The organism is Rhodoflexus sp. (assembly GCF_053489755.1).
This window is the reverse complement of sequence record NZ_JBRCHD010000028.1, coordinates 62556-85399: the sequence shown is the minus strand read 5'-3', so window position 1 is coordinate 85399 and position 22844 is coordinate 62556. Positions and strand designations below refer to the sequence as shown.

Annotated in this window: 19 protein-coding genes; 9 read left to right on the top strand and 10 right to left on the bottom strand. The window is 44.8% G+C overall.

The genetic code is table 11. The annotated features are described in order from the left end of the window. Positions 1-246 precede the first annotated feature (246 nt). Entirely contained in the window at positions 247-1029 is a 783-nt protein-coding gene (locus ACWIP2_RS06615; RefSeq protein WP_448519121.1) for a hypothetical protein, read from the top strand. Between the two features lie 46 nt (positions 1030-1075). Here the strand turns inward: ACWIP2_RS06615 and ACWIP2_RS06610 are convergent, their stop codons facing one another. Both ACWIP2_RS06610 and ACWIP2_RS06605 read right to left on the bottom strand, forming a co-directional pair. Continuing rightward, positions 1076-1216 carry a hypothetical protein gene (locus tag ACWIP2_RS06610; protein WP_448519120.1) on the bottom strand — a complete coding sequence of 47 codons (141 nt, stop codon included), beginning with the start codon at positions 1214-1216 and terminating at the stop codon, positions 1076-1078. A 17-nt stretch (positions 1217-1233) separates the two neighbouring features. Beyond that, positions 1234-2718, bottom strand: a complete 1485-nt coding sequence (locus ACWIP2_RS06605) for a bifunctional metallophosphatase/5'-nucleotidase (protein ID WP_448519119.1) — start codon at positions 2716-2718, stop codon at positions 1234-1236. A gap of 152 nt (positions 2719-2870) precedes the next feature. Between ACWIP2_RS06605 and ACWIP2_RS06600 the strand changes: the two genes are divergently transcribed. After that, positions 2871-4082 carry a hypothetical protein gene (locus tag ACWIP2_RS06600; RefSeq protein ID WP_448519118.1) on the top strand — a complete coding sequence of 404 codons (1212 nt, stop codon included), beginning with the start codon at positions 2871-2873 and terminating at the stop codon, positions 4080-4082. A 67-nt stretch (positions 4083-4149) separates the two neighbouring features. Then, the gene (locus ACWIP2_RS06595; protein WP_448519117.1) at positions 4150-6015 is read left to right on the top strand and encodes a glycoside hydrolase family 13 protein; all 1866 of its coding nucleotides are present in this window, start codon (positions 4150-4152) and stop codon (positions 6013-6015) included. 107 nt (positions 6016-6122) lie between these two features. Here the strand turns inward: ACWIP2_RS06595 and ACWIP2_RS06590 are convergent, their stop codons facing one another. From ACWIP2_RS06590 to ACWIP2_RS06580, 3 genes are read right to left on the bottom strand one after another with little or no spacing between them, the layout of a single operon-like run. Beyond that, positions 6123-7754, bottom strand: coding sequence for a family 10 glycosylhydrolase (locus ACWIP2_RS06590; protein WP_448519116.1), 1632 nt, complete (start codon positions 7752-7754; stop codon positions 6123-6125). Next, complete coding sequence (locus ACWIP2_RS06585; RefSeq protein ID WP_448519115.1) at positions 7754-8401, bottom strand: RNA polymerase sigma factor; 648 nt, start codon at positions 8399-8401, stop codon at positions 7754-7756. Before ACWIP2_RS06585 ends, ACWIP2_RS06590 begins: the two co-directional genes overlap by 1 nt. After that, positions 8392-9531, bottom strand: coding sequence for a glycosyltransferase (locus tag ACWIP2_RS06580; RefSeq protein WP_448519114.1), 1140 nt, complete (start codon positions 9529-9531; stop codon positions 8392-8394). The genes ACWIP2_RS06585 and ACWIP2_RS06580 overlap by 10 nt, the downstream gene beginning before the upstream one ends. A 311-nt stretch (positions 9532-9842) precedes the next feature. Between ACWIP2_RS06580 and ACWIP2_RS06575 the strand changes: the two genes are divergently transcribed. Together ACWIP2_RS06575 and ACWIP2_RS06570 are read left to right on the top strand one after the other, a co-directional pair. Further along, a complete protein-coding gene (locus ACWIP2_RS06575; protein ID WP_448519113.1) occupies positions 9843-10967 on the top strand; it encodes an ATP-binding protein in 1125 nt (374 codons plus the stop codon). After that, positions 10964-11797 carry a DUF6671 family protein gene (locus ACWIP2_RS06570; protein WP_448519112.1) on the top strand — a complete coding sequence of 278 codons (834 nt, stop codon included), beginning with the start codon at positions 10964-10966 and terminating at the stop codon, positions 11795-11797. The genes ACWIP2_RS06575 and ACWIP2_RS06570 overlap by 4 nt, the downstream gene beginning before the upstream one ends. 5 nt (positions 11798-11802) lie before the next feature. Here ACWIP2_RS06570 and ACWIP2_RS06565 read toward each other — a convergent pair whose 3' ends face one another. The 5 genes from ACWIP2_RS06565 to dapF form a co-directional block, all read right to left on the bottom strand. After that, the gene (locus ACWIP2_RS06565; protein WP_448519111.1) at positions 11803-13059 is read right to left on the bottom strand and encodes a glutamate-5-semialdehyde dehydrogenase; all 1257 of its coding nucleotides are present in this window, start codon (positions 13057-13059) and stop codon (positions 11803-11805) included. A 17-nt stretch (positions 13060-13076) separates the two neighbouring features. Next, positions 13077-14405 (bottom strand): sensor histidine kinase, encoded by a 1329-nt coding sequence (locus ACWIP2_RS06560; RefSeq protein ID WP_448519110.1) that lies wholly within the window; start codon positions 14403-14405, stop codon positions 13077-13079. Between the two features lie 61 nt (positions 14406-14466). Then, on the bottom strand, positions 14467-15642 hold the full coding sequence (locus tag ACWIP2_RS06555; protein ID WP_448519109.1) for an ATP-binding protein: 1176 nt from the start codon (positions 15640-15642) through the stop codon (positions 14467-14469). 63 nt (positions 15643-15705) lie between these two features. After that, positions 15706-18012 carry an ATP-binding protein gene (locus ACWIP2_RS06550; RefSeq protein WP_448519108.1) on the bottom strand — a complete coding sequence of 769 codons (2307 nt, stop codon included), beginning with the start codon at positions 18010-18012 and terminating at the stop codon, positions 15706-15708. Continuing rightward, positions 17996-18790 (bottom strand): diaminopimelate epimerase, encoded by a 795-nt coding sequence (gene dapF / locus ACWIP2_RS06545; RefSeq protein ID WP_448519107.1) that lies wholly within the window; start codon positions 18788-18790, stop codon positions 17996-17998. The genes ACWIP2_RS06550 and dapF overlap by 17 nt, the downstream gene beginning before the upstream one ends. 48 nt (positions 18791-18838) lie before the next feature. Here dapF and ruvX point away from each other — a divergent pair, with 48 nt between their 5' ends. The 4 genes from ruvX (at position 18839) to ACWIP2_RS06525 (ending at position 22679) form a co-directional block, all read left to right on the top strand. Next, on the top strand, positions 18839-19267 hold the full coding sequence (gene ruvX / locus ACWIP2_RS06540) for a Holliday junction resolvase RuvX (protein ID WP_448519106.1): 429 nt from the start codon (positions 18839-18841) through the stop codon (positions 19265-19267). Continuing rightward, positions 19264-19821 carry a peptide deformylase gene (def, locus tag ACWIP2_RS06535; protein ID WP_448519105.1) on the top strand — a complete coding sequence of 186 codons (558 nt, stop codon included), beginning with the start codon at positions 19264-19266 and terminating at the stop codon, positions 19819-19821. The genes ruvX and def overlap by 4 nt, the downstream gene beginning before the upstream one ends. 26 nt (positions 19822-19847) lie before the next feature. Beyond that, a complete protein-coding gene (hemL, locus tag ACWIP2_RS06530) occupies positions 19848-21146 on the top strand; it encodes a glutamate-1-semialdehyde 2,1-aminomutase (protein WP_448519104.1) in 1299 nt (432 codons plus the stop codon). Positions 21147-21323: 177 nt separating this feature from the next. Further along, complete coding sequence (locus tag ACWIP2_RS06525; protein ID WP_448519103.1) at positions 21324-22679, top strand: DEAD/DEAH box helicase; 1356 nt, start codon at positions 21324-21326, stop codon at positions 22677-22679. The last annotated feature ends 165 nt before the right edge of the window (positions 22680-22844 follow it).

Here is a 22844-nt window from a genome sequence, read left to right as displayed (position 1 = left end):
ATATTGTTAAAGCAAGTTGCAAAACAAAGGAAAAGTTTATTTGCACTGTTCGGTAGAATTACATAGAATTGGCATAGTGACAAATTTCATGTTCAGATTTTTAGGTTATGATGAAGCAAGTGCGCGTATGAAATCACCAAGCAATTACGTCCTAACTAAGAAGGCATGTCTTATGCGGCAATTAATGGTTGAAAATTAATAAGCCGGCCCTTTTGCATATTCTCATTTTTTTGTTAGTTTAAAGTTATGAAACCGAACCTGCATTTTTCAGGGTTGGCAATACTTTGCATGGTTTTGCTGACCGCTTGCAAAGGCACACAAAGCGCAACCTCTCATGTGCCGCAACTTACCGCTGCTGACATTCTGAAACGCGCTGTGGCTGTAGCTGGCGGCGACACATGGCAACGCCCCCAAACATTAGTATTGCGAGGCACTGCCGATTTTTTCCCTGATGGGAGGCAGGATATGCACATGCACTTTGACAAATATGCCATGTACCGCGTCTATCCATCTGAAAACGATGAGGCGCACAAAGCCAACGGTCGCGTGCGATTTGATGCAGCCGAAGGCGATTCAGTATTTTTCAAACTGACCTTCGACGGCAAAATCTCTTCAACTTATCTTTCGCCAAAGGCAAAACCTTATGAAAAACACTTTGCTTGGAGCAATAACTTCGGCTTTGGCATTATCCGCTTTGCCGATTCGCCGGGTTTCCGACTGGATTTGCTTGCTAACGACCAAGTAGAAGGACATCCTTGCTATTTTATTCAAATCACCGACCCTAAGCAAAATAAAACTATGTTTGCCATAGATGCTAAAAATTTTTACATCCGCATGGTAGGTTTTAATACGGAAGTCGGCTACCACCACCGCATTTATTCCGATTTCAAGCAAGCGCCCAATGTATCCTTTTTGCAGCCTACCCGCGTGCGACTGTATTTTGAAGGGACAAAATGGATGGATATTCGCTGGAATCAATTTGCTGTGAATCAGCCGATTGAGCCGCAAGTATTTCTCGTAAGCAATTAATCCGCCGCCTGAATCTGGTAAAAGGACCGGAAGATAATCGTTTGTATCAGGTGCGGATGCCGGACGAAGGCACTACTTCGGCTAATGCCACGACCGAATAATGGATGCCGCCTGTAGCAACTTCCGAAGTAATAAGACCATGGTGAATTGCATGATGGGTCAATCGAGGCTGGCCAAAAAGTAACACGGCTTTTAATTTGCACCTTAATTTTTCTGCTGGCGCAGGTATTGGATAAATACTTTTCGAATGTCCGAACGGATGTCGGACTTATCTGTAAAAATCTCAAGCTCACTGATTTGCGGGTTTTGCGCATTAAAAAAGCTAAGGTTAAACTCCCGTCCGCTCACCAGAAAATCGGTAGTGGCAAGCGTGTAAGTACGTGCCTTGTCAATCGGTTGCTGGTTGATGAGCCAATCGCCTGCGCTGTTTTGTGAGATACCTGCATGCACCAAGTAGCCTCCTAATCCTTTATTTTTTGCGCCGCCTTCCAGTACATCAACTAGCAGCGCACCTGTAATTTTCATTTTGGAAAGACCGCCTCCAAACGGCAATATGCGTACGATGTCATATTGAGTGATGTTGCCTTCCAGCTTGTCATCTACGCGAATAGATCCGGAATTGATGATGGCTGCATCTGCATCCGGAACGGCAGTTTTTACAGCTTCAACAATTAGCTTGCTGAGGTTGGTTGGCGCATTTCGCACACTTTTTTCGAGTCCATCCCAAGGTTGGCGGGCAACTGCAACTACATCGGAGGCATTAAAGCCCATTTCTGAAAAACTCTGCTCGGCGATCGTCTGCCATTTTTGCACATTGGCGGCTGTTTTCGGGTCATCGGGCAGGGCAGGGGAGATAACAATTAGTTGTGAATTTAATTTCCATTTTTTTGATTGCGGTGCAATGCGAAAGCGATGCAGGTAAGCTGTTTTTGCATTGGCATCGGCTTTTGCTATGACAGTTTTACCGACGCGATGGCGCATATTTTCATGGTCGTGTCCGCCGATGATAAGCGCCAGTCCGGACAGTCGTCGCGCCAGCTCCATGTCCTGTGCCAGTTCCAAATGCGTAAGTGCAACCACAACATCGCACTGCGGGGCCAGTGCTTTGTACTCGCGTTCGGCAGCAGCATAGAAATCTTCAAATACGGCATAGGACTTATCTACGGGAATAGCAACTGCCAGCAAACCAATTTTCAGGTGTTCTGTTTGCAGTATCACTGAACCGGGTATCGGTTTTCCGCGCTGCATAAAGGGAGCGGTAGCGCCATCTTTCTGATGTTGCAAGTTGGCTACAAGCCACTGAAAATCAGACTCTTCTATGCGCGAAATAAGATCAGCTTCATCAATGTCGAATTCATGGTTGCCGAAAGTGGCATACTGTACACCTGCGGCATTCATTGCCTCTATCATTTGCTTGCCTGCGATCCGTTTGCCCTCGCTGTGCAGCGTACTAATGACCGATGGGCTTACAAAGTCGCCGGCATGAACAAAAAAAGTATTCGGATCTTTTGCTTTTTCGCGTTGATAAGCTGTTGCTACACGCGCCATACCGCCGACCGTTCCATTAGCTAAGGGCGCAATTTCGTAGGTGTCGTTAATGGCAAAAAATTGTGCGGTGTAGTACGTGCTGCAACTGCCTAAAGCGAAAACTGCTGCCAGCAGTTGCACAAACAAGATGTATTTTCTCATGTGGTAGAAGAGTTTGCAAACAAGACTTGCATCGGCAAAACTAAAAAAACGCATAGAAACCCGATGCAGTTGCTGTAGAATCATTGAAAAAATACTACCTTGCAAAGGTATTGTACCGAATTCCGCTATTGCCTTTATCAAAAACTGATTGTATGTTACAACGCCAGTTGAATCTTCCTGAGATCGAGAAATACGCTCGCCGCTTTGCTACGACAGTTTGCAGCAGTTTTTTTGCGCAAAAAGACAAGATCAGTGGGCAGGAAATTATTTCACTGCCCATAGAAAAGCAAGTGAGCCTGCTTATTGTAAAAAATATATTTCTGAAATGGCAGTCTGAAACCTCCAACCTGCGCAGCCCATTTTTTGACTATACATCGGTGGAGGTGCAAAAGGCGCTGGCTGCATTTATGAATGTTGTGTCTAAGCACATCAGCATTGCCAGAAAACATTTTGAGCCGCTGCTGGCTGAAGCAGTGCAGGAAACACTGTTTCTAACCCTTGCACCGAGAGCTTATTTCAGCGATTTGCTCGCACAAAAGCAGCAGCCTATCTCAGTAGAAACAGACTTGAAGCCCTTACTCAAGTATTTTAAGGTGCATCGCAAGATGGCCGACGAGTTGGTGCGCCGCATGAGCACTACAGTCAGCCCGCTGAGTTTGCCTTTTGCACAGGAATTAGTACAGCAAATAGCCGAACAAAAGGCGCTGATGGATAATGAGGATGAGGTGATTGCTGCACTGGCCAGAACGCTGCCGCTCGATAAAAATCAGTTGGCTTACATTACCTCGCCCGATACGCCCGAAGATCCGCTCGACTTTAGCAACGACAGTATCAACAGTATGTCGTTTCAAGTATCAAAGTTGAGTTTCGGAGTAGAAAACGACGAACCGCCGCACAGCCCGCTGTACACAGAAGACGAACCGGTCGTACAGTCATTCTTCAAAGAGCCTGAAAAGCCTGTTTTTCAGCCGGCTCAACAACAGCCACAACCACCGAAAGAAGAACCTAAGTTTGTGCCACTTAACAACAGATTTGCAAGTACAGTCGAACAAAAAAAGCCCTCGCTCAATGAAGTGCTTGCCCGGCAGCAGGTCAAATCAACAACAGTATCCGATCTTTACAAGAATACCAAGATCCAGAACATGAGCGATTTTATCCCGCTTAACCAGAGATATAAGTTTATCAACGAACTTTTTGCAGGTAGTACAGCAGACTTTAACGATGCGCTGACAGCGATTGACGCTTGCAAGGACTATCACGAGGCGATTATGATTGTGAAAAATAAGTATCTGCCAAAATATGGCTGGGATTTTTCTAAAGATGAGGTCAAAGAGTTCTACGAGCTTATCGGACGCAAGTTTTAAACTGTTTTAAATCACTATTGGCATCCCTGAAATTGACTTATCAGGGATTTTTTACACGTCTAACACAATGAAACAAACAAGTCTGATTTATCTTCTTTGCTTTCTGTTCATGCAGTTTTCTTTTGCCCCATTTGTCCATGCGCAATTTGCGATTGATCGGGTGGAGCCACCTCATTGGTGGACAGGTATGAAGCAAAAATTGCTGGAAATTTTGGTATATGGTAAAAATATTGGTGAGTCTCAGGTGCAAATGCAAACCTATGAAGGTGTGCGCTTGATAGAGACAATACGCCCGCAAAACAGCAACTACATTTTCTTACAGTTAGAAATTCTTGAACAAGCCAAACCCGGTACACTGACTTTTACATTTACAGGTAGCAATAAAAAATCTACAAGAATCAACTACACGCTGAAAGCTAAGCAATCCGCTACCGGTCGCATTCAGGGTTTTGGCCCGCAGGATCTGATATATCTGATTATGCCCGACCGATTTGCCAATGGCAATCCTGCGCTCGACAACGTGGCAGGAATGCGCGAAAAGGCAGACCGAAGCGCGCCCTTTGGCAGGCATGGCGGAGATATAGATGGTATCTTGCAGCGATTGGACTATATCAAGTCGCTTGGTGTAACGGCACTTTGGCTCAATCCGGTACTGGAAAACGATATGCCAACGTCCTCTTATCATGGTTATGCTATCACCGATTTTTACGGGGTAGATAAACGTTTTGGCGGCAATGAAAAATACCGCGAACTAATCGAAGCCTGCCATAAGCGCGGCATGAAAGTAATCAAGGACATGGTGATGAACCACTGCGGGCTTTATCACTGGTGGATGGACGATCTGCCGTATCCCGATTGGGTAAACCAGTTCAGCGAGTTTACGCGGTCTAACTACAGGCTGGCTACTATTTCCGACCCGCATGCTTCGGAGCACGACCGTACCCTGATGAATACCGGATGGTTCGATACGACCATGCCCGATCTGAACCAGCGCAATCCTCGATTAGCTAAATACCTGATTCAGAATACGATATGGTGGTTGGAGGAGTTTGGGATAGACGGCATCCGCATGGATACTTACCCGTATCCCGATCCTGAGTTTATGGCGCAGTGGTCGGCCGCTGTACTGGCAGAGTATCCCCAATCTAACATTGTCGGAGAGGTGTGGATTCATTCGGCGGCAATGGAGTCCTATTGGCTAAAGGGAACGCAGAATCGGGACGGCTACCGCTCGACGCTGCCTTCCATCACCGATTTTCCTTTATTTGAAGCCATTGCGCCTGCGCTCAACGAGCCAACCGGCTGGGGTAGCGGGCTTTCGCGTCTGTATCATGTATTGGCAGAGGATTTTCTGTATGAAGCACCCAATAACAATGTTATTTTTTTAGACAATCACGACGTTACGCGCTTTGCAACTGCGATCGGGCAGGATCTGAACAAAATGAAAATGGGACTGGCTTTTCTGCTGACTACGCGGGGCGTACCACAGATTTACTACGGAACCGAACTGCTTATGACCGGTGATGGCGGTTTCCATCCTGACGTGCGCAAAGATTTCCCCGGTGGCTGGGCAGGAGATACTATGGACGCGTTTACTCCACAGGGACGCACAGCAGCTCAAAATGAACTCTGGAATTACCTATCAACACTTGCCAACTGGCGCAAGGGTAAAAGCGTAGTACATCATGGCAAGCTCACGCATTTTATTCCTGCCAACGACTGTTACGTATATTTTCGTCATAATGAGAAAGAAGCCGTAATGGTCGTTCTGCACACTGGCGATCAGCCTAAGCAATTGGATACCAAGCCATTCCGCGAGATACTTGAACGTTTTAAACAAGGTAAAGATGTAATTTCGGGTAAGGCAATCAGCAATCTGGCACAGTTGGAACTACCTGCCCGCAGCGCACTTATCCTTGAGCTGTCAAACTGAACTTAAGTCATCAGTCAATTTTAAAACGTATCGTACCCTTCAGGGTGCGCATTGACAGCCTGCTGACAATCAATTTTTTTACACCCTGAAGTATGTGCTACAGTAACTTACTGTGGCTTTCGCAGGTTTTGCTTATAGATACGGATGAGCGTGGTTACGAAATCTGTCCATGCGCCTTGTGCCCGTAGCCTGATCATGGGTGAATAAGCCGCTTTGCTTTCGTGGTGCAGGCGGCTGAGTGCTGTTACGGCATAGCGGTATTCGCCATCTGCCGGAACGTTGTCATCCAGAAAAAATGGCTCGGCACCTGTGATTGCAATGATTTGGGCAGGATTATCCAGATTCAGCACCTCATTGGCACGTACCCTGTAAATAGCATGGTACTTTGTCATGTTTTCAACCTCTGAAATTTTGGCAGGCTGATCCCACCGTAGTAAAGCGCCTTTCTTAGATGCCAATACCTCAAGTCCTGAAGGAGTAGGCGGGGGGCTGCCCTTTTTCCAAGGCATGAGCGGCATGAGCGCTGTGTGTTTGTAAAAATGATTGCGCAGCGAATCGGAGAAGCCGTTGGGATTGTGTACCAGTGATTTTGAGCTGAAGTAGATACTGCCCTGAATTTTATTACTTTTTCGCCGATTGTAGCGAATCTGTTCGGGCAACTGCGAGGGATTTGCCCAGTGCGGATCGCTGCTGCCGCTGCTGTTGGGGAGTGCCTTGTACGGTGCCTGACCGATATACACATGTCGCCCGAAACTGTTATCAGCCCACCAGTCAGTTAGCACCTTGTAAGGCACCTTATCGAATTCGATGCTAAAGTAAATCTGCGGAGCTACATAGTCAATCCAGCCTTTTTCCAACCAAAGCCGGATGTCTGCAAACAAATGATCATAACAGGTTTGTCCTCCCTGCGTTGCCGAGCCACGCGAATCCTGCGAGCGGTTGCGCCATACACCAAATGGACTGATGCCAAATTTGACATAGGGTTTGATGTTTCTGGTTTGCAGTGCGATGCGCTCAATAAGTTGGTTGACATTGTCCCGTCGCCAGTCGTCTATTTTCGTGAAAGCCTTTCCATACTGCTTGTAGGTGCTTGAGTCGTTGAAAATTTGCCCTTGAATTTGGTAAGGGTAAAAATAATCGTCAAAGTGGATGCCGTCTATGTCATAGCGACGTACAATATCTGCTACAATATCTACGATGTATTGCCGCACCTGTGGGATACCCGGATTAAACACCTTAGATTTTCCGTAGGTAACAAACCACTCGGGTTTGCGGCGGGTAATATGTTCGGGATGGACGCGCAGCGAGTCGCCTTCAAACTGGGCGCGGTATGGATTGATCCACGCATGAAACTCCATTCCGCGACGATGGGTTTCTGCAATCATAAATTGCAGGGGATCGTAGTAGGGTTCGGGCATTGCGCCCTGTTTGCCTGTCAGCCATTCCGACCACATCTCCTGTGCGCTGAAGTAGAAGGCATCAGTGGCAGGGCGCACCTGTACCACTACTGCATTGATACCATTGCGTTTGTGAAAGTCTAAAAGATTGACAAATTCCTCCTGTTGTTTTTGCGTAGGCAAACCTTTGGCAGAAGGCCAGTCAATATTGGCTACCGTAGCAATCCACACTGCCCTAAACTCCCGCTTGGGTGTGGTCTGCTGCGCTAAAATTATTGGTGAGACAAAGAAAAGGCTTACAGAGAATATCCATAAGCCCGACAGATTTGTATATTTCTTCATCAGATCATGTCTTTTTTAGCACGTGCAATATCATAGAGTAACTCGCGCGCCCGGTGTAGTTGTGCCTTTACTGTTCCAAGAGGTGCGTTCAGGTGTTTGGCTATTTCTTCGTATGAAAGTTCGTCGAAGTAACGCAACTGAACCAATTGCTGGTACTTATCGGGCAGGAGTGTTACCATTGTTCTTACAATCTCGATTTTTTGCAGATTGATTGTATTTTCCTGTGGATTGAGATTTTCATCTCTGACATCTATATCAATCGGATCGCCGTTTTCATCCGAATAGCCTGTATTAATACTTGTTGTTTCCAAACGCTTGCGGCGGATAAAGTCAATACAGTTGTTAGTAGCTATGCGAAACAGCCATGTACTAAAAGTGTAATCTTTCTTAAATTTCGGTAAATTTTTGAATGCTTTTGCGAATGCTTCTATGGTCAGATCGTCCGCATCGTCGGGGTTGCGTACCATTTTGAGCAGTGTATGGTACACGGGCTTTTTGTAGCGACGCATCAACTCTGCATAAGCCTTCTCATCGCCATTGATCGCCTTGTCAATCAGTTTAAAGTCAGCGAGTGCCTTAGTCGAAAAAGATCGCTCACTATCTTGTTCGTCGTTAGTATCGTTATTTGTTAAATTATTTACCTCCATTCTACTTTTTCGCTGATCATCACAGATAAGCCTACTGTAAAATAATAAACCGTATGGAAGAAATCCAGTAAAGGAAACCAGATAATATTAAATCGCTCGCCAAGTTGCCTTGCACAAAGATAGGTAATAGTTCCTAAGAAACTCCACCGAACCAAGATAATACCTGCCATAATTGCAGCTACTATCCATTGTTGCATGACTAATGCTACGGCAAGCGCACCAATAGTAATTAGTTGTACGCTCATCGTCAGGATGCTGTTCAAGCCGAGCCACAGGCGGTCTTTCCAGTGGTAGTACCTCCCGACAGATAAGTGGCGGCGCTTTTGCTTCCACCATTCCGACCACTTGGTCTTAGGCATAGAGTAAGTTAGTGTGTCGGCCCCGATGGCTACTGTAGTATTTGATTTGTTAGCTACGCTATTCACAAACAGGTCGTCGTCGCCGCCAATAACGCGCTGAAATTTACTGAATCCCTTATGGTCGAGGAAGAGTGTTTTGGTATATGCCAGATTGCGCCCAACGCCCATATATGGGTATCCCCAAAGTGCCGAAGAAATGTACTGCATGGCAGTATAGAGTGTTTCGTAGCCAATTAGCCTGCCCAACAGACTGTTGTTCGTCCGGTAAGGCGAATAGCCCAACACAATTTGTTTGTCGTCAAATTGTGCAGCGAGCGCCGCCAACCAGCCATTTGATGCAGGTCTGCAATCGGCATCAATAAATACAAGTCGTTCAAATCGAGCCGCTTTGATGGCAAGTGTAAGGGCATATTTTTTGGGATGAATACCCGGCGGAGTGTAGCTGACGGTAACTACTTTGAGGCGATCAAAAGCCTGACAGGCTGTTTTCAATAGCCAAAATGTATCATCTGTCGAGTTATCATCGGCTACAATAATCTCATAGTCGGCAGGGTATTCCTGCTCTAAAAGCATTGGCAGCAGGTGCGTCAGGTTGTCGTGTTCGTTTCGCGCCGCAACAATGACAGATATATCTTCATACTTGGTCGGGATGAATGACTTAGGTTTAAAAAACGCCAGCCGCACAAACCAGACACCTTGTAGTAAAAGATGTAATAAAACAATACTACTGATAACAATAATGGCATACAGCCAAAAAACAGATAGCTCCACTCGCGTTGATCTTTGCCGGGCAAAATTATAGAAGTTTGTTCATCTGCCGATGGAATGTTTGTCGGAATTCTGTATGTTTCGTAATTTCGTAAAATATTACACGTGTTATTAAAATGCTTAAAAATAAAAACTTTCTCTTACTCATAGCAGCTTACATATTGGTAAGTTTTGCCTTCTTTACGCTTACAGATCGTTACATTCTTTATACAGGTAAGGTGAGTTACACACCTATTTTTGAAATTTTTTATGTAATATCTGTCGCATTTTTTATATTTTTCCTTGTACGCAGAGCTGAAAATACAACCAAAGTTTTGAGTAAGAACTCTTCGGAAAGCGATCAGCTGTTGATAGATCTGTTTGATAATCTGCCTGTTTCTGCCTTGCTGATTGATCATAGTAGCGCTATTGTCGATGCTAACAAGATTGCTGTGAAATTTTATGGATGTTCTAAGAAGCAACTCATAGGGAAGAATATTGTAGAGTTATGCCCCGAATGGATGCAGCCGCGTGTAGCCTACGAATTAAACTGCGCTTTGGCAGGTCGTCATAAGTTTGTCTCGGAAGAGTGGCAGCAAATCACTTCAGATAAAAAAATAATTGACGTAAAAGCATACACAGAATTAATTTCGGCGGATGTGGCTATTTTGATGATTGTTATTGTAGATATCAGTCATTACAAGCAAGTCGAAAAAGAGTTGTTGGTATCATTGGAAGAATTGGATTGTTTTGTGTACCGTGCCGCACAAAATCTCAAAGCACCGCTTGCGCACATAGAAGGTGTGTGCAATCTTGTAAAAGCAGAAGGCAAAATCGGAGATTTGCACGCCTTAGTATATTTTGATATGGTGCAAAATGCCTCCGCGCAAATCAATTATACACTATCAAAGCTGCTGATGTTCAATAATTTGAAAAATAGATCGCCTGAGATACAGCCTGTAAATATTTTCAGACTTGTCAATCGTGTTATAGAAGAAGTACAGCTCCACAAACGAATAGACATTACTCTATTAATCGAAATGCCACCGCAAATGACCGTTAATTCAGATGAAACACTGATAGCTGTTATTCTGCGCAATCTGTTAGAAAATGCAGTAGCGTACCGCGATCCCTCTTATCGGAATGCCTATGTGCGTATTGCTGCTTATTTCATGGATGGACAATTGATAATCAACGTAGTGGACAACGGACTTGGTATCCCAAAAGAAGTAATGCCGCATCTGTTTACAAACACGTATGCCGGAACGGAGTCGGTGCGCGGCGGGGGAATAGGCTTGTACGCTTCGCAGGTCGCTGCGGCAAAATTGGGGGGAAAGATCGAATTGGTGTGCAACAAAACAGGACAAACACAATTTACCGTTACTTTGCCCTTAAATTCTGTTCAGTCCAAAGACGCTAAGGCTTTGTCTGCACAAGAAGCATCTGTTCATAAAAAATGAAGCACCGACTTTTTGGCAATCGTATGGCGGCATTAGCTACCATACATGAAAAAGAAAAAATCATTTTACCGATTTTTGATCAATTTATTGAGCTAAATATTTGTGTTGCAGCAGTTAATACCGATCAATTCGGCACTTTTACGGGTGAAATAGCACGCGAGGGCACACAAATAGAGACGATCAGGCGCAAATGCCTTGCCGCAACTGCACAAACAGGGCTATCTATCGGCATCGCCAGCGAAGGATCTTTCGGCCCGCATCCCCAAATGCCTTTTGTTGCCTGTAATTACGAATTGGTGATGCTTAAAGACCTCGAAACAGATCTTGAAGTTTGCGGTCGCTACTTGACAACAGCTACCAATTTTTCCCAAAAAACAGTTAGCGCTGTTGCCGAAGCCTTAGCTTTTGCGGATTCGGTTGGTTTTCCTGCACACGGGCTCATCGTAAGAGGGCGCAATAACGTTGTGAAAGGCATCCGAGCATTCGAGCATCTGATACAAACCGTAGAAACAGAACTGACAAAGGGCGATGGCTTGCTGTATATAGAAACCGATATGCGCGCAATGCATAATCCGATGCGCCGCGAGGCAATAGCCAAAGCAACGGAAGATTTGGTGCAGCGGCTTATAACAGCTTGTCCGGCCTGTAACAGACCCGGTTTTGGCAAAGAGGAGCCGATCTATGGGCTACCTTGCAGTTGGTGCGGACTACCTACCCAAGAGATAAAAGGGTATCGGATGCGGTGTCCGACTTGCCAACATACTGTAGAGGTAATCAGTCATGAAAAGGAGTTTGCAGACCCTGCTGTTTGTACATTTTGCAATCCATGATAATTTTATTGTCGAATCTGCCCGTTGCCGTACACCTTCCATTTATAGCTGGTTAGTTCGGGCAGCGCCATAGGGCCGCGTGCGTGCAGTTTTTGCGTACTAATGCCTATCTCTGCACCCATGCCGAATTGTGCCCCATCGGTAAATGCAGTAGAAGCATTGGCATAAACAGCTGCAGCATCTACCGCATCTAAAAACTGCGTTAGCACCTTAGGGTCTTCTGCTACAATTGCTTCGCTGTGCCTCGAAGAATACCGAGCGATATGTGCCAGAGCTTCGTCTATTCCTGCCACAGTTTTAATACTCATCTTGTAATCTAAAAATTCGATGCCAAAATGCTGAGGTTCGGCAGGTTGTAGTAAGTTTTCAGGGTAGTGTCCTTGCAGGGACAAGAACGCATCTGGATCAGCAAAGACTGTAACTTGTTTTTCTGCGAGGCGGCTCACAATCTTTTTCAGCGCTGACAGCAGTTCCCGATGCACAATCAGACAGTCTAAGGCATTGCAAACACTGACACGCCGCGTTTTAGCATTGTAAACAATATCGGCAGCTTTTTGAATATCTGCACTGCTGTCCACATAGGTATGTACAATGCCTGCACCTGTTTCTATGACGGGTACGCGGGAGTTTTGACGAACAAAATCAATGAGTTGCTGGCTGCCGCGTGGAATAATGACATCTACTTTGCCGACCGCCTGTAGCATAATTCCTGTAGCTTCGCGCGTGGCAGGAAGGAGGGTAACGGCTTGGGTAGGCAGTTGAAAATCGGTAAGTATTTGGTGAATAATTTTGACTATAGCTTCATTGGTAGCTGTGGCATCGCTGCCGCCCTTCAGCAAGGCAGCATTGCCCGATCGGAGGCACAAAGCCGTTACGTCAAGTGTTACGTTGGGGCGAGCTTCATATACTATTCCTACTACGCCCAACGGTACACGCACCTTCTTGATTAGCAACCCATTAGGTAGCGTTCGCTCTTCCAGCACATCGCCTACGGGCGAGGGAAGCCGGGACACATGGCGAATTTCGGCAGCAATTTGAGAGATTCGTTCATTGGAAAGCAGCAGGCGATCATATTTAGGATCATCGGGCGACATTCGCGCAAGGTCGCGTGCATTAGCTGCCATCAAATCTGCCGCTGCGTGTTCTATCGCCACTGCCAGCGCTTGGAGCAAGTCAGCAATGACAGCTTGAGGAGTCTGTGCTATCAGCCGGCTTGCAGCTGCGGCCGCATTGATAAGATCGTTTACAGTAAACATGTTCATAAATTACTTTTATCGGACTATGTGTTGGCAACTATGGTAGGTTTGTCCCATGCAACTGGTAGCATGATGGTAAACTTGGCCCCTTTGCCATATTCACTTTCACATCTGATTGAACCGTTCATTTGTTCTGTCAGTTTTTTGACAATAGACAAGCCTAAGCCGGTAGAACTTTCGCCGCCTGTGGGCTGAGCGCTGAGGCGTTGAAACTTCCCAAACATCTTCTTTTTGTCGTCTTCAGTAAATCCGGGACCAAAATCCTGTATGCTAAAAAAGCATTGTGCGTCCTTTAGTCCGGTTTCAACTATGATGTGCCTACCCGTAGGAGAGTATTTAATAGCATTAGAAAGTAGGTTTTCCAATACTCTGGTAAGGGCTTGTCTATTGGCTAAAGCGTAAACTTCGAGGGCGCGGTCGTCAAAAATGATTTGTATATTTTTACGCTCAGCTTGCGGTCTGAATTCGTTTACTACTTGTCCTAGCAGTTGGCGCGCGGCAACTATTTCGCCTGTAGCGCTACTACTATGAGCGCTTTGTTCTGCCATACTAATTTCGAGTACTTCTTTGATGAGTTGGTTGGCACGTTCGATAGTAATGTCTATCTGTTCAATATACGCTTTTTGTTGGGGGTTGATCGGACCATCTGTCTCTATGAGTCGCAATAATCCATGAATCGCACTAAAAGGCGTGCGCAAATCATGTGAAAGCATGTGAATAAACTCGTTGCGTTCTTTTTCCATCAGGCGCAATTGTTCATTTTGCGCTTTTAATTGGTTATTTTGCAAAATAATCGCTTGCTTTTGCTGTCTTAATAGTGCATTGGTAAGTTTTGTTTTCCATAAAAAAATAAGCACAGATGCTATCATAGTCGTTGTAAATACAAGCGAAATAAGCAGTATAAAATTTTCGTATTCGGTTGCATTAATGGTTTTTTCGTAACGTTCTTTCTGCAATTGTAATTGAGCAAGGTCTGCCTCGCGTTGTAATTCCATAATTTTATCCCAAGGCGTAGACTGCTGCCTTTGCTCAAGTTGTCTGAAGGCTTCAAAAAGCAGCTTAGAGTAATATTTGTGCGCTTCTCGGTTGTTGAGTTTCCAATGCGCTACAACAATATTACTCAGCGAGCGATAAATTCCTTGCTGATTTTGTTGACTTTTAGCTGCCTCATATGCCTTTTCGGCATAGATAAGTGCTTGTGCAGGCAGCGAATCCATGTAAGTCTCTGCCAGCCGGTTATAGAACTGATCAGTATTTTTTTGGGACTTAGGCGTCTGAGAAAAAAGATTGAATGTACTACCTAAACACATGGCAGTCCAAAAAATGAACAGATGGGATATGTCATTACTCATATCTGAAAATGTACAAATAGACTGCCATTTTTACAGCTATACAAGGTATGAGTTTTGACAGCTAAGGTTTGGGTAAGCTGATGATGAAGCGAGCGCCCTTTCCGGGTTCAGTTTCGAGTACAATCTGTCCACCCATTTTAGTTACAAGCGACTTGACAACTGCCAGCCCCAGCCCAGTGGAAGATTCGCCGCCTGTAGGTTGTGCGCTCAGTGTCTTGAATGATTTGTACAAATTTTTCCGATCCTGTTCGGTAAAGCCCGGGCCTTCGTCCTGTACTTCTACAATCAAATTGCGTTCAAGGTCTTTCAATCGTACATAAATATTTTTACCTATAGGTGAAAACTTAATAGCATTAGAAATCAAGTTTTCCATAATACGCATTACATGGTCTGTATTTCCTTTGATATATGCTTCAGGCATGTTATTCTCCAGATGCATGGTGATTTGTTTTTGTGTGCTTTGTCCATGATATGCGTTAAAAATTTTATCAATGATTTCATGTATGTTTACTTGATAAAATTCCTCTTGACTACTATCCTCCATTGCTTTGGCATCTAACAAGTTGCGGATGAGGTTTTTGCCATCGTTTACACAAACTGTAATGAGGGATAGATACTGTAATTGTTGGTCGGTGACTTCGGTGTAGTTGGTAATAATATTTACTAAACCTTCTATTCTATTGAGTGGGCCTTTCAGGTCATGTGCAATAAATGCGATGATGCTGTTTTTTTCATTATTAAGTTCGGTTAATAGTTCGTTTTGCATCTCGAGGATTTGTCTTTTTTTGTTCAATTCTTCGGTTCGTTCAATGACGCGCTGCTCCAATTCTTCGGTCAGCAGCCTGTTCTGACGCTCATGGCGATAGGATTCGCAGGCTTTTTGCATCAGCAGGCGCAGTGAAGGTTCGTCCCAAGGCTTATTGATGTAGCCTGCGATACCTAACTCGTTGATAGCAATCTTGATTTCTTCAATATCAACAAAGCCGGTCAGAATAATTTTGGTAATACGCGGATATATGCCATTGATGCTGCGCAAAAACTCGATACCTGTCATGCTGGGCATTCGCTGATCAGTTATGAGTAACTCTATTTCGTTTTGCTGCAAAATATCCATAGCTTCGGATACCGTTTGCGCTGTATGTACTTTGAAATCCTCCGCAAATTGGGCTTTAAACAAAATCAGGTTGTTTGACTCATCGTCTAAATAGAGAATCTTGTAAGGCTCGTTAACCTCCATTATCTTAGTTGGTTATTTGTGTGTAACTTAGTGCAAACAATTTACAAATTCATTTCCAAGCAATCAATTTGTAGGAATAGCAATTATGAAATTGGTACCAACGCCTGCCTGAGAAACAACATCTATTTTGGCACGGTGCAGATCGAGGATCTGTTTAGTAATATATAGTCCCAGCCCTGTGCCCATGCCTTCGTCCTTTTTGCTGAAAAAAGGTTCATAGATTTGCTGTTTCACTTCTTCGGTCATTCCGATACCATTGTCTCCAATCTCAATAACAGCAAAGATCTTACTATTATCTTCTTTATACTCAAGATAACTTGTTTTTATGATGATTTTTCCATCTGTTCTCTTTGCCATTCTGATTGCCTGAAAAGCGTTGTTAATAATATTAGTGAAGACCTGCTCTAACTGTATGTGATCTGCAAAAACAGGCGGCATATTTTCTTCAAAATGTTTTTCAACAGCAATATCAGGATACTGCACCTGCAACATCATCAATGCGTAATTTATTGTTTTGTGTATATCGCCTTTTTTAAAATCATGTGGCTTTAACTGTCTCATACTTTGTATGATACGCAGAATTTTATCTATACCGGACTGAATAATTAACAGAAATTGCTGGATTTCTGCTTGTATTATTGCCGTCATTTGTTGATTTTGTTGGCTTATACATTTATGATCGGGCTGAATGCTACTGATTACCTGATAATAGTCGTTATTGATCTGGATTAGTTTTTTGATGCTCTTCTCTAGTTGCTGATGACCGATTTGTATAAAATTCATTGGATTGAGGATTTCGTGGGCGATGCCACCTGAGAGTTTGCCCAGCGCTGCCAGTTTCTCGGATTGAACATATTGCTTTTGTGTGCGTTCCAACTCTAAGAGTGCACTGTCTAAGCGCTCATTTTTGTAATTAAGCTCATTGTTTTTAGCGGCCAGTTCTTTGTTGACCAGTTCGAGTTCATAAGTTTTATCCTTAAACTGCTGGTAAGTTTTTTTGATTCTTATTGAAAGGGAAATACTCACCAGTATTGCGATAAACAGCAAAGCGCTCAGCCATGAGAGGCGTGTTGCCAAACGTTTGTTTTCTTCAGATTCTTCTTGCTTAATTGCATTTACTCCGCGCAGGCTGTCAATGACCCTGAGTTGGATGGATTCAACCTGATTTTTGGCAATTTCTGTCAGCTGTTGTTGATCCCATACTTCTGATCGGTATCGGCTGCTGATCTGTTGCGCCTCGTATGCCTGCTGATATTCACCAAGGTTATAGTGCAACATAGATTCGATATCATAGGCTAACATGAGTGCATATTTATTGCTCGTACTGTCTGCTATATCTTTTGCATTGCGCACGTACCTGAATGCAGAAGGGTAGTTTTTGGCTTTTGCCAGCACCTCTGCAGTCTTCAGGTAGTAGCCCTGTAGCGCAACTAATTTCTGGTTGACGCTGTCTGTTCTGATGCAGCGCTCGTACCAATCGAAGGCTTCGTCTGTATTGCCGCGACTTAGTGCAAGGTTACCTAAGAATAGGTAGCATTGGGCAGTGTAGTGATAGGCTCTTTGGCTGATGAACAGATTAAGGCTGCGCCTAAGCTGTATCTCTGCTTTCGGATAGTCCTTTTGGGCTATATATATATCGGATAAGTGTGCATCTGCTATTGCTACACCTATCCGGTTATTAGTTTTTTGAAAGTACAAGCGCGCTTTAGTGAAATGATCTTCAGCAGAGTTTCCATCTTTGCGCTGCATATCTGCTTGTCCTTTGACTAAATAGACATGGGCGATGAAATTATTTCTAAAAACAGAATTTATTGGTGTCCTATTGAGTCGGGTGGCTATCAAAAGTGCTTCATTGAGGTCGCGATTAGTATTGATTAGCTCTCCAAGGGCTAAGTAGATTCGACTTCTGATTAATAAAATTTGCATTCTGTCTACTGAATAGTCAATATTGTTATGCTCACTCTGAGCACCTGTCGGATTAGACCCTTCAGACAATAATTTGATAGACTGGATACAAAGTTCAATTGCTTTGTCTAACTGATTGCGGTAATAGTGCGAGTAGGCACTTGCTCTTGCATAAAGGGCTTTAGAGCGATCGTCGTCTGCCTTCTCTGCCAGCTTAGTAATGATACGCCAAAGTGAGTCCGACCCGGCAACAGAGTACTCCGACAACTGTTCCCATGCAGGTATGAGTACCTCGAGTTGTTCCGCAGGCGGGCGGTTTGCAACTACACGCACGAGACTATCGGGCAGCTGAAGCGATTGTGCGAGCGCCCTTTCGGCTGCTGTTGTAAACAAAGAACAGCATAACAAACCAATCAATAAGAGTTTGTTGCGAGGAGTAAAGTCGAATTTAGTTAATCGTTCCACTAAAGACATATTCCGCAGGGCCTATCAGCCAAATATCGGAAAAAGATTCGGGTAAATGGCGAAAAGCTACCTTTAAATTACCTCCTATAGTGTGTACATCAATGATCTGTTGTTTCCCCAAGCGATCAGAGCTTGCCCGAGCGGCGCTGTAAGCCAGCGCCGCTGCCGTTACCCCTGTGCCGCAAGAGTAAGTTTCGTCTTCGACACCCCGTTCATAGGTACGTACATAAAGCGCCGAATCTGACTGTATTTCGGCGAAGTTCACATTAGTTCCGCTCGGTGCAAAGTCATTCAGGTTGCGAATATGTTTGCCCTGTTCATAGACCGGAAAGTTGGCAAGTTGCTGCTCAAACTGCACAACATGAGGCGAGCCTGTATTGAGAAAATAGCCGTTGTTCCAAGGTTTAATAGTTTGTACATCAGCCATTTGCAACCATATCAAATGCGCTTCGTCTATGCGGGCTTCGTGCGGGCCGTCCGCTGCCAGAAAGTGTGCCGTATTATTAATGATACCCAAGCGATGTGCAAAAGCCACAGTACAGCGTGCGCCATTACCGCACAAACTGCCAGGCCTGCCATCGGCATTAAAATAAATCATCTCAAACTGATAATCAGGATGTTGCTGTATCAGAATCAGCCCATCTGCCCCAATGCCAAAACGGCGATGGCAAAGCCTTGCCACCAACCGCTCATCTTCAGCAGGAAACCAAAGCATCCTGTTGTCAATCATAATAAAATCGTTGCCTGTTCCCTGATACTTGTAGAAATCTATCTTCATGGGTTTGCGTGTTTTTTCTTACCTTTGCGTTGCAATTTCGTAAAAAAATTGGGTAGAATATTAGCTATTGATTACGGAAGCAAGCGCACAGGTATTGCAGTGAGCGATCCTCTGCAACTGATTGCCTCGCCTTTGGAAACTGTACCTACTGCACAGTTGATAGATTTTTTGACCAAATATATGACCGCTGAGCCTGTAGATGAAATCGTGATTGGTATGCCAAAAAAGTTGGACAATAGCGATACTAATACAACATTCATGGTGAAAGGTTTTATCAAGGCCTTTCGTAAAAAATTTGCTAACATGCCCATTTACGAAATTGACGAGCGGTTTACTTCTGTATTGGCGATGCAGAGTATGATCGCTGCGGGAAGTAAAAAAAAGGATCGAATAGAGAAGCAGGGCAATTTAGATAAAGTTAGCGCTGCTATCATTCTCCAATCTTACATGGAACGAAAAAAGAACATCGCTTTATGATATACCCGATCGTAGCCTACGGCGATCCGGTGCTGCGAAAAGTAGCCACCGAACTCACAAAAGACAACCCGAAAGATCTACCCAAGCTCATTGCTGATATGTTCGATACGATGCATCATGCAGAAGGTATCGGACTGGCTGCGCCTCAAATCGGACTTTCTCTCCGCCTGTTTGTAGTAGATGGCAGTGGGACGGAAGATGAAGAGATTAAAGATTTTAAAAAAGTTTTTATCAATCCGATAATCTTGGAAGAAACTGGCGACAAGTGGGCTTTCGAGGAAGGCTGCCTGAGTATTCCCTCTATTCGGGAAGACGTACAAAGGCAGGCACAGGTGCGCGTACGCTACTATGATGAAAATTGGCAACTGCACGAAGAAACCTACAGTGGCATGAAAGCTCGCGTAATCCAGCACGAGTACGATCACATTCAGGGTGTGCTTTTTATTGACCACATCAACCCGCTGAAAAAGCGCTTGATTCAGGGCAAACTCGCCAAAATCAGCAAAGGTGAGGTAAAGCACACCTATCGCATGCGTTTTCCGCAAGGTAAATAATTCTAATATCTAATTTCGACTACGCTATGAACTACACAACTAGCCAGAAGTTATTCCAAGAGGCTTTACAGTACATCCCCGGCGGGGTTAACTCACCGGTGCGCGCTTTTCGCGCCGTAGGAGGTAATCCTGTATTTATTAAATCTGCCAAAGGAGCTTACATTTTCGATGAAGACGGCAATCGCTACATCGAGTTGATCAATTCTTGGGGCCCGATGATCCTCGGTCATGCTAATCCGATTGTTCAAGAGGCTGTTATTAAAGCGGTGGAAAACTCTTTTTCTTTTGGAGCGCCTACGCGCAAGGAAGTGGAGATGGCTGAGCTGATTTGCAGCATGGTGCCTTCTGTAGAAAAAGTTCGCATGGTAAACAGTGGCACCGAAGCCTGTATGTCTGCTATTCGCGTAGCAAGAGGCTATACCGGTCGTAGCAAAATCATCAAATTTGAGGGCTGCTATCACGGTCATGGTGATAGTTTCCTGATTGCAGCCGGCAGCGGGGCTGTTACCATGGGCGCACCGGATAGCCCCGGCGTTACACAGGGCGTAGCAAACGATACGCTAACCGCACCGTATAACAATCTGGCGGCAGTAGAAGCGCTGATTGATGCCAACCCTAATCAAATTGCTGCCATTATTATTGAACCTGTAGCAGGTAATATGGGCTGCGTGATTCCCGAAAAAGGTTTTCTTGAAGGTCTGCGCACGCTCTGCGATAAACACGGGATTGTCTACATTTTCGACGAAGTGATGACAGGTTTCCGCCTTTCTAAGGGTGGTGCACAAGAGCTATTCGGTATCCGACCTGATATGACCACTATGGGCAAAATTATTGGAGGAGGATTGCCTGTAGGTGCTTATGGTGGTAAAAAAGAAATCATGGATTGCGTATCGCCTGCAGGAAAAGTTTATCAGGCAGGGACGCTCTCCGGAAATCCAATAGCGATGAGCGCAGGTATGGCAATGCTCAACTATTTGAATGAGCATCCGGAGGTTTACACGCAGGTAGCTCAAAATACCGGACGCATTACAGCGGGAATACGCAAGGCGCTGGCAGCTAACGACTTATCATTGACCATCAATGAAATCGGATCAATGTACAGCCTGTTTTTTACTGATCAGCCTGTTACAGATTTTGAAAGTGCTAAAACTTCAGACACTGAAATGTTCGGCTTCTATTTCCGTGAAATGCTGGAGCGCGGAGTTTATCTGGCTCCTTCGCAATACGAAAGTCTTTTCGTTTCTACAGCCCTGACCGAAGCTGATTTACAGCAAATTGAGCAGGCTAATGCGGAGGTATTGGCACTGATAGCTGAGCGCGTTTAGGTGGCTGTCCAAAAATTAACGCAGACTTTAGTCTTTGATTTTTTAAATAACTGATAATCAAATAGCTACAGACCGAAGTCTGTGCTACATCCAGCCTTTTTAGACAGCCTCATTATGCCACAGATTCAGCAATCACGCTATCATGGTGTACCTTTGCGGTTTCAATCATAAGTTGGCATGGAAGACACAAGCGGATTTGCAGCATTCAAACTCAATAAACAACTTTTTAGCGCGATTCAGGATTTGGGCTGGGAAAATCCTACGCCTATTCAGGAAAAAGCCATCCCGCTGGCGCTGGAAGGACACGATATTTTGGGGATTGCACAAACAGGTACAGGCAAAACAGCCGCTTATCTGTTGCCGCTGCTCATGCGTCTGAAATATGCACAAAGTGATTTTCCGCGTGCGCTCATCATCGCCCCGACGCGCGAGTTGGTGATGCAGATTGCCGAGCACTTCAAATTGCTGGCTGCCTACACCGACCTGCGCTGCACAGCCCTTTACGGCGGTATCGGCATGAAGGCACAGGTAGAGTCTGTTGTAGCAGGCACCGACGTAATTATTGCCACGCCCGGGCGCTTCATGGACGTTTACCGCACAGGCGAGCTGGTGCTGAAAGAACTCAAAACCTTCATTCTGGACGAAGCAGACAAACTCATGGACATGGGTTTTATGCCACAGATTCGCAAACTGCTGGAAATTATCCCGCGCAAACGGCAAAACCTGCTATTTTCTGCTACCATGCCCGACAAAGTAGTGCGCCTTTCCGAAGAGTTTTTGGAAGCCCCGTTGCGTGTAGAAATAGCCCCGCAGGCAACCCCTGCACAAACAGTTGCCCAGCAACTTTATTTTGTACCAAATCTGAAAACTAAAATCAATCTGCTGGGGCACTTGCTAGCCGATGAAGCAGATGTTGTACGTGCCATTATATTTTGCAGAACTAAAGAAAATGCAGAAAATATCGGTAAGTTCTTATCGCGAAAAGTAACGCCATTTGTGCGTACAATTCACGCCAATAAGGGGCAAAATACGCGCATTAATGCCATGCAGGCTTTCAAAGAAGGTGGAGTACGGGTATTGGTTGCAACAGATGTAGCTGCGCGAGGCATAGATGTTAGCGAAGTTAGTCATGTAATTAATTTTGATGTGCCGATTATTTACGAAGATTATGTGCATCGCATCGGACGTACCGGCAGGGCAGGAGAGGACGGTATCGCAATTACTTTCTGTACTGAAGCGGAAGCCTATCACATTGAAAAAATACAAAAACTCATTCGTCAGTCTATTCCGGTGATGCCTTTGCCTGAAGCAGTAAAAATAGAGGCGACAGGCTTTGAAGAAGCTCAGGAAATGGCGCGTGAAATAGACCGTCAAAAACGCCGTGAAAATCCGGACTTCAAAGGAGCTTTCCATGAGAAAAAGAATAAACCGCCTGTTGCACGCAAAGCTACAGGTAAACCCAAGTCTAAACGGAGCGAGAAAATCTCTGGCAGCGCAAAACCTACGACTAAGAGACGCAGCAAACAAACGTGAAATTTTCTTGTTTTGTTAAAAAGTGTTAAAAAATTTACACCCATCTCAAAAAGCAATAGTTTTGTGTAGGCAGTAAATATTTAGAGCCATGCTTTAGATATTTCTTTTCATAGCTGGTTGAAAGAGACAGGAAGGGCGGTGCAAGCCGCCCTCTTGTTGTATTTG

Bases quoted from the DNA above. Each gene is read 5' to 3' on its own strand.
- ACWIP2_RS06615 (WP_448519121.1), top strand. From the start codon at position 247: ATGAAACCGAACCTGCATTTTTCAGGGTTGGCAATACTTTGCATGGTT.
- ACWIP2_RS06605 (WP_448519119.1), bottom strand. From the start codon at position 2,718: ATGAGAAAATACATCTTGTTTGTGCAACTGCTGGCAGCAGTTTTCGCT.
- ACWIP2_RS06600 (WP_448519118.1), top strand. From the start codon at position 2,871: ATGTTACAACGCCAGTTGAATCTTCCTGAGATCGAGAAATACGCTCGC.
- ACWIP2_RS06595 (WP_448519117.1), top strand. From the start codon at position 4,150: ATGAAACAAACAAGTCTGATTTATCTTCTTTGCTTTCTGTTCATGCAG.
- ACWIP2_RS06590 (WP_448519116.1), bottom strand. From the start codon at position 7,754: ATGAAGAAATATACAAATCTGTCGGGCTTATGGATATTCTCTGTAAGC.
- ACWIP2_RS06585 (WP_448519115.1), bottom strand. From the start codon at position 8,401: ATGGAGGTAAATAATTTAACAAATAACGATACTAACGACGAACAAGAT.
- ACWIP2_RS06570 (WP_448519112.1), top strand. From the start codon at position 10,964: ATGAAGCACCGACTTTTTGGCAATCGTATGGCGGCATTAGCTACCATA.
- ACWIP2_RS06565 (WP_448519111.1), bottom strand. From the start codon at position 13,059: ATGAACATGTTTACTGTAAACGATCTTATCAATGCGGCCGCAGCTGCA.
- ACWIP2_RS06560 (WP_448519110.1), bottom strand. From the start codon at position 14,405: ATGAGTAATGACATATCCCATCTGTTCATTTTTTGGACTGCCATGTGT.
- ACWIP2_RS06555 (WP_448519109.1), bottom strand. From the start codon at position 15,642: ATGGAGGTTAACGAGCCTTACAAGATTCTCTATTTAGACGATGAGTCA.
- dapF (WP_448519107.1), bottom strand. From the start codon at position 18,790: ATGAAGATAGATTTCTACAAGTATCAGGGAACAGGCAACGATTTTATT.
- def (WP_448519105.1), top strand. From the start codon at position 19,264: ATGATATACCCGATCGTAGCCTACGGCGATCCGGTGCTGCGAAAAGTA.
- hemL (WP_448519104.1), top strand. From the start codon at position 19,848: ATGAACTACACAACTAGCCAGAAGTTATTCCAAGAGGCTTTACAGTAC.
- ACWIP2_RS06525 (WP_448519103.1), top strand. From the start codon at position 21,324: ATGGAAGACACAAGCGGATTTGCAGCATTCAAACTCAATAAACAACTT.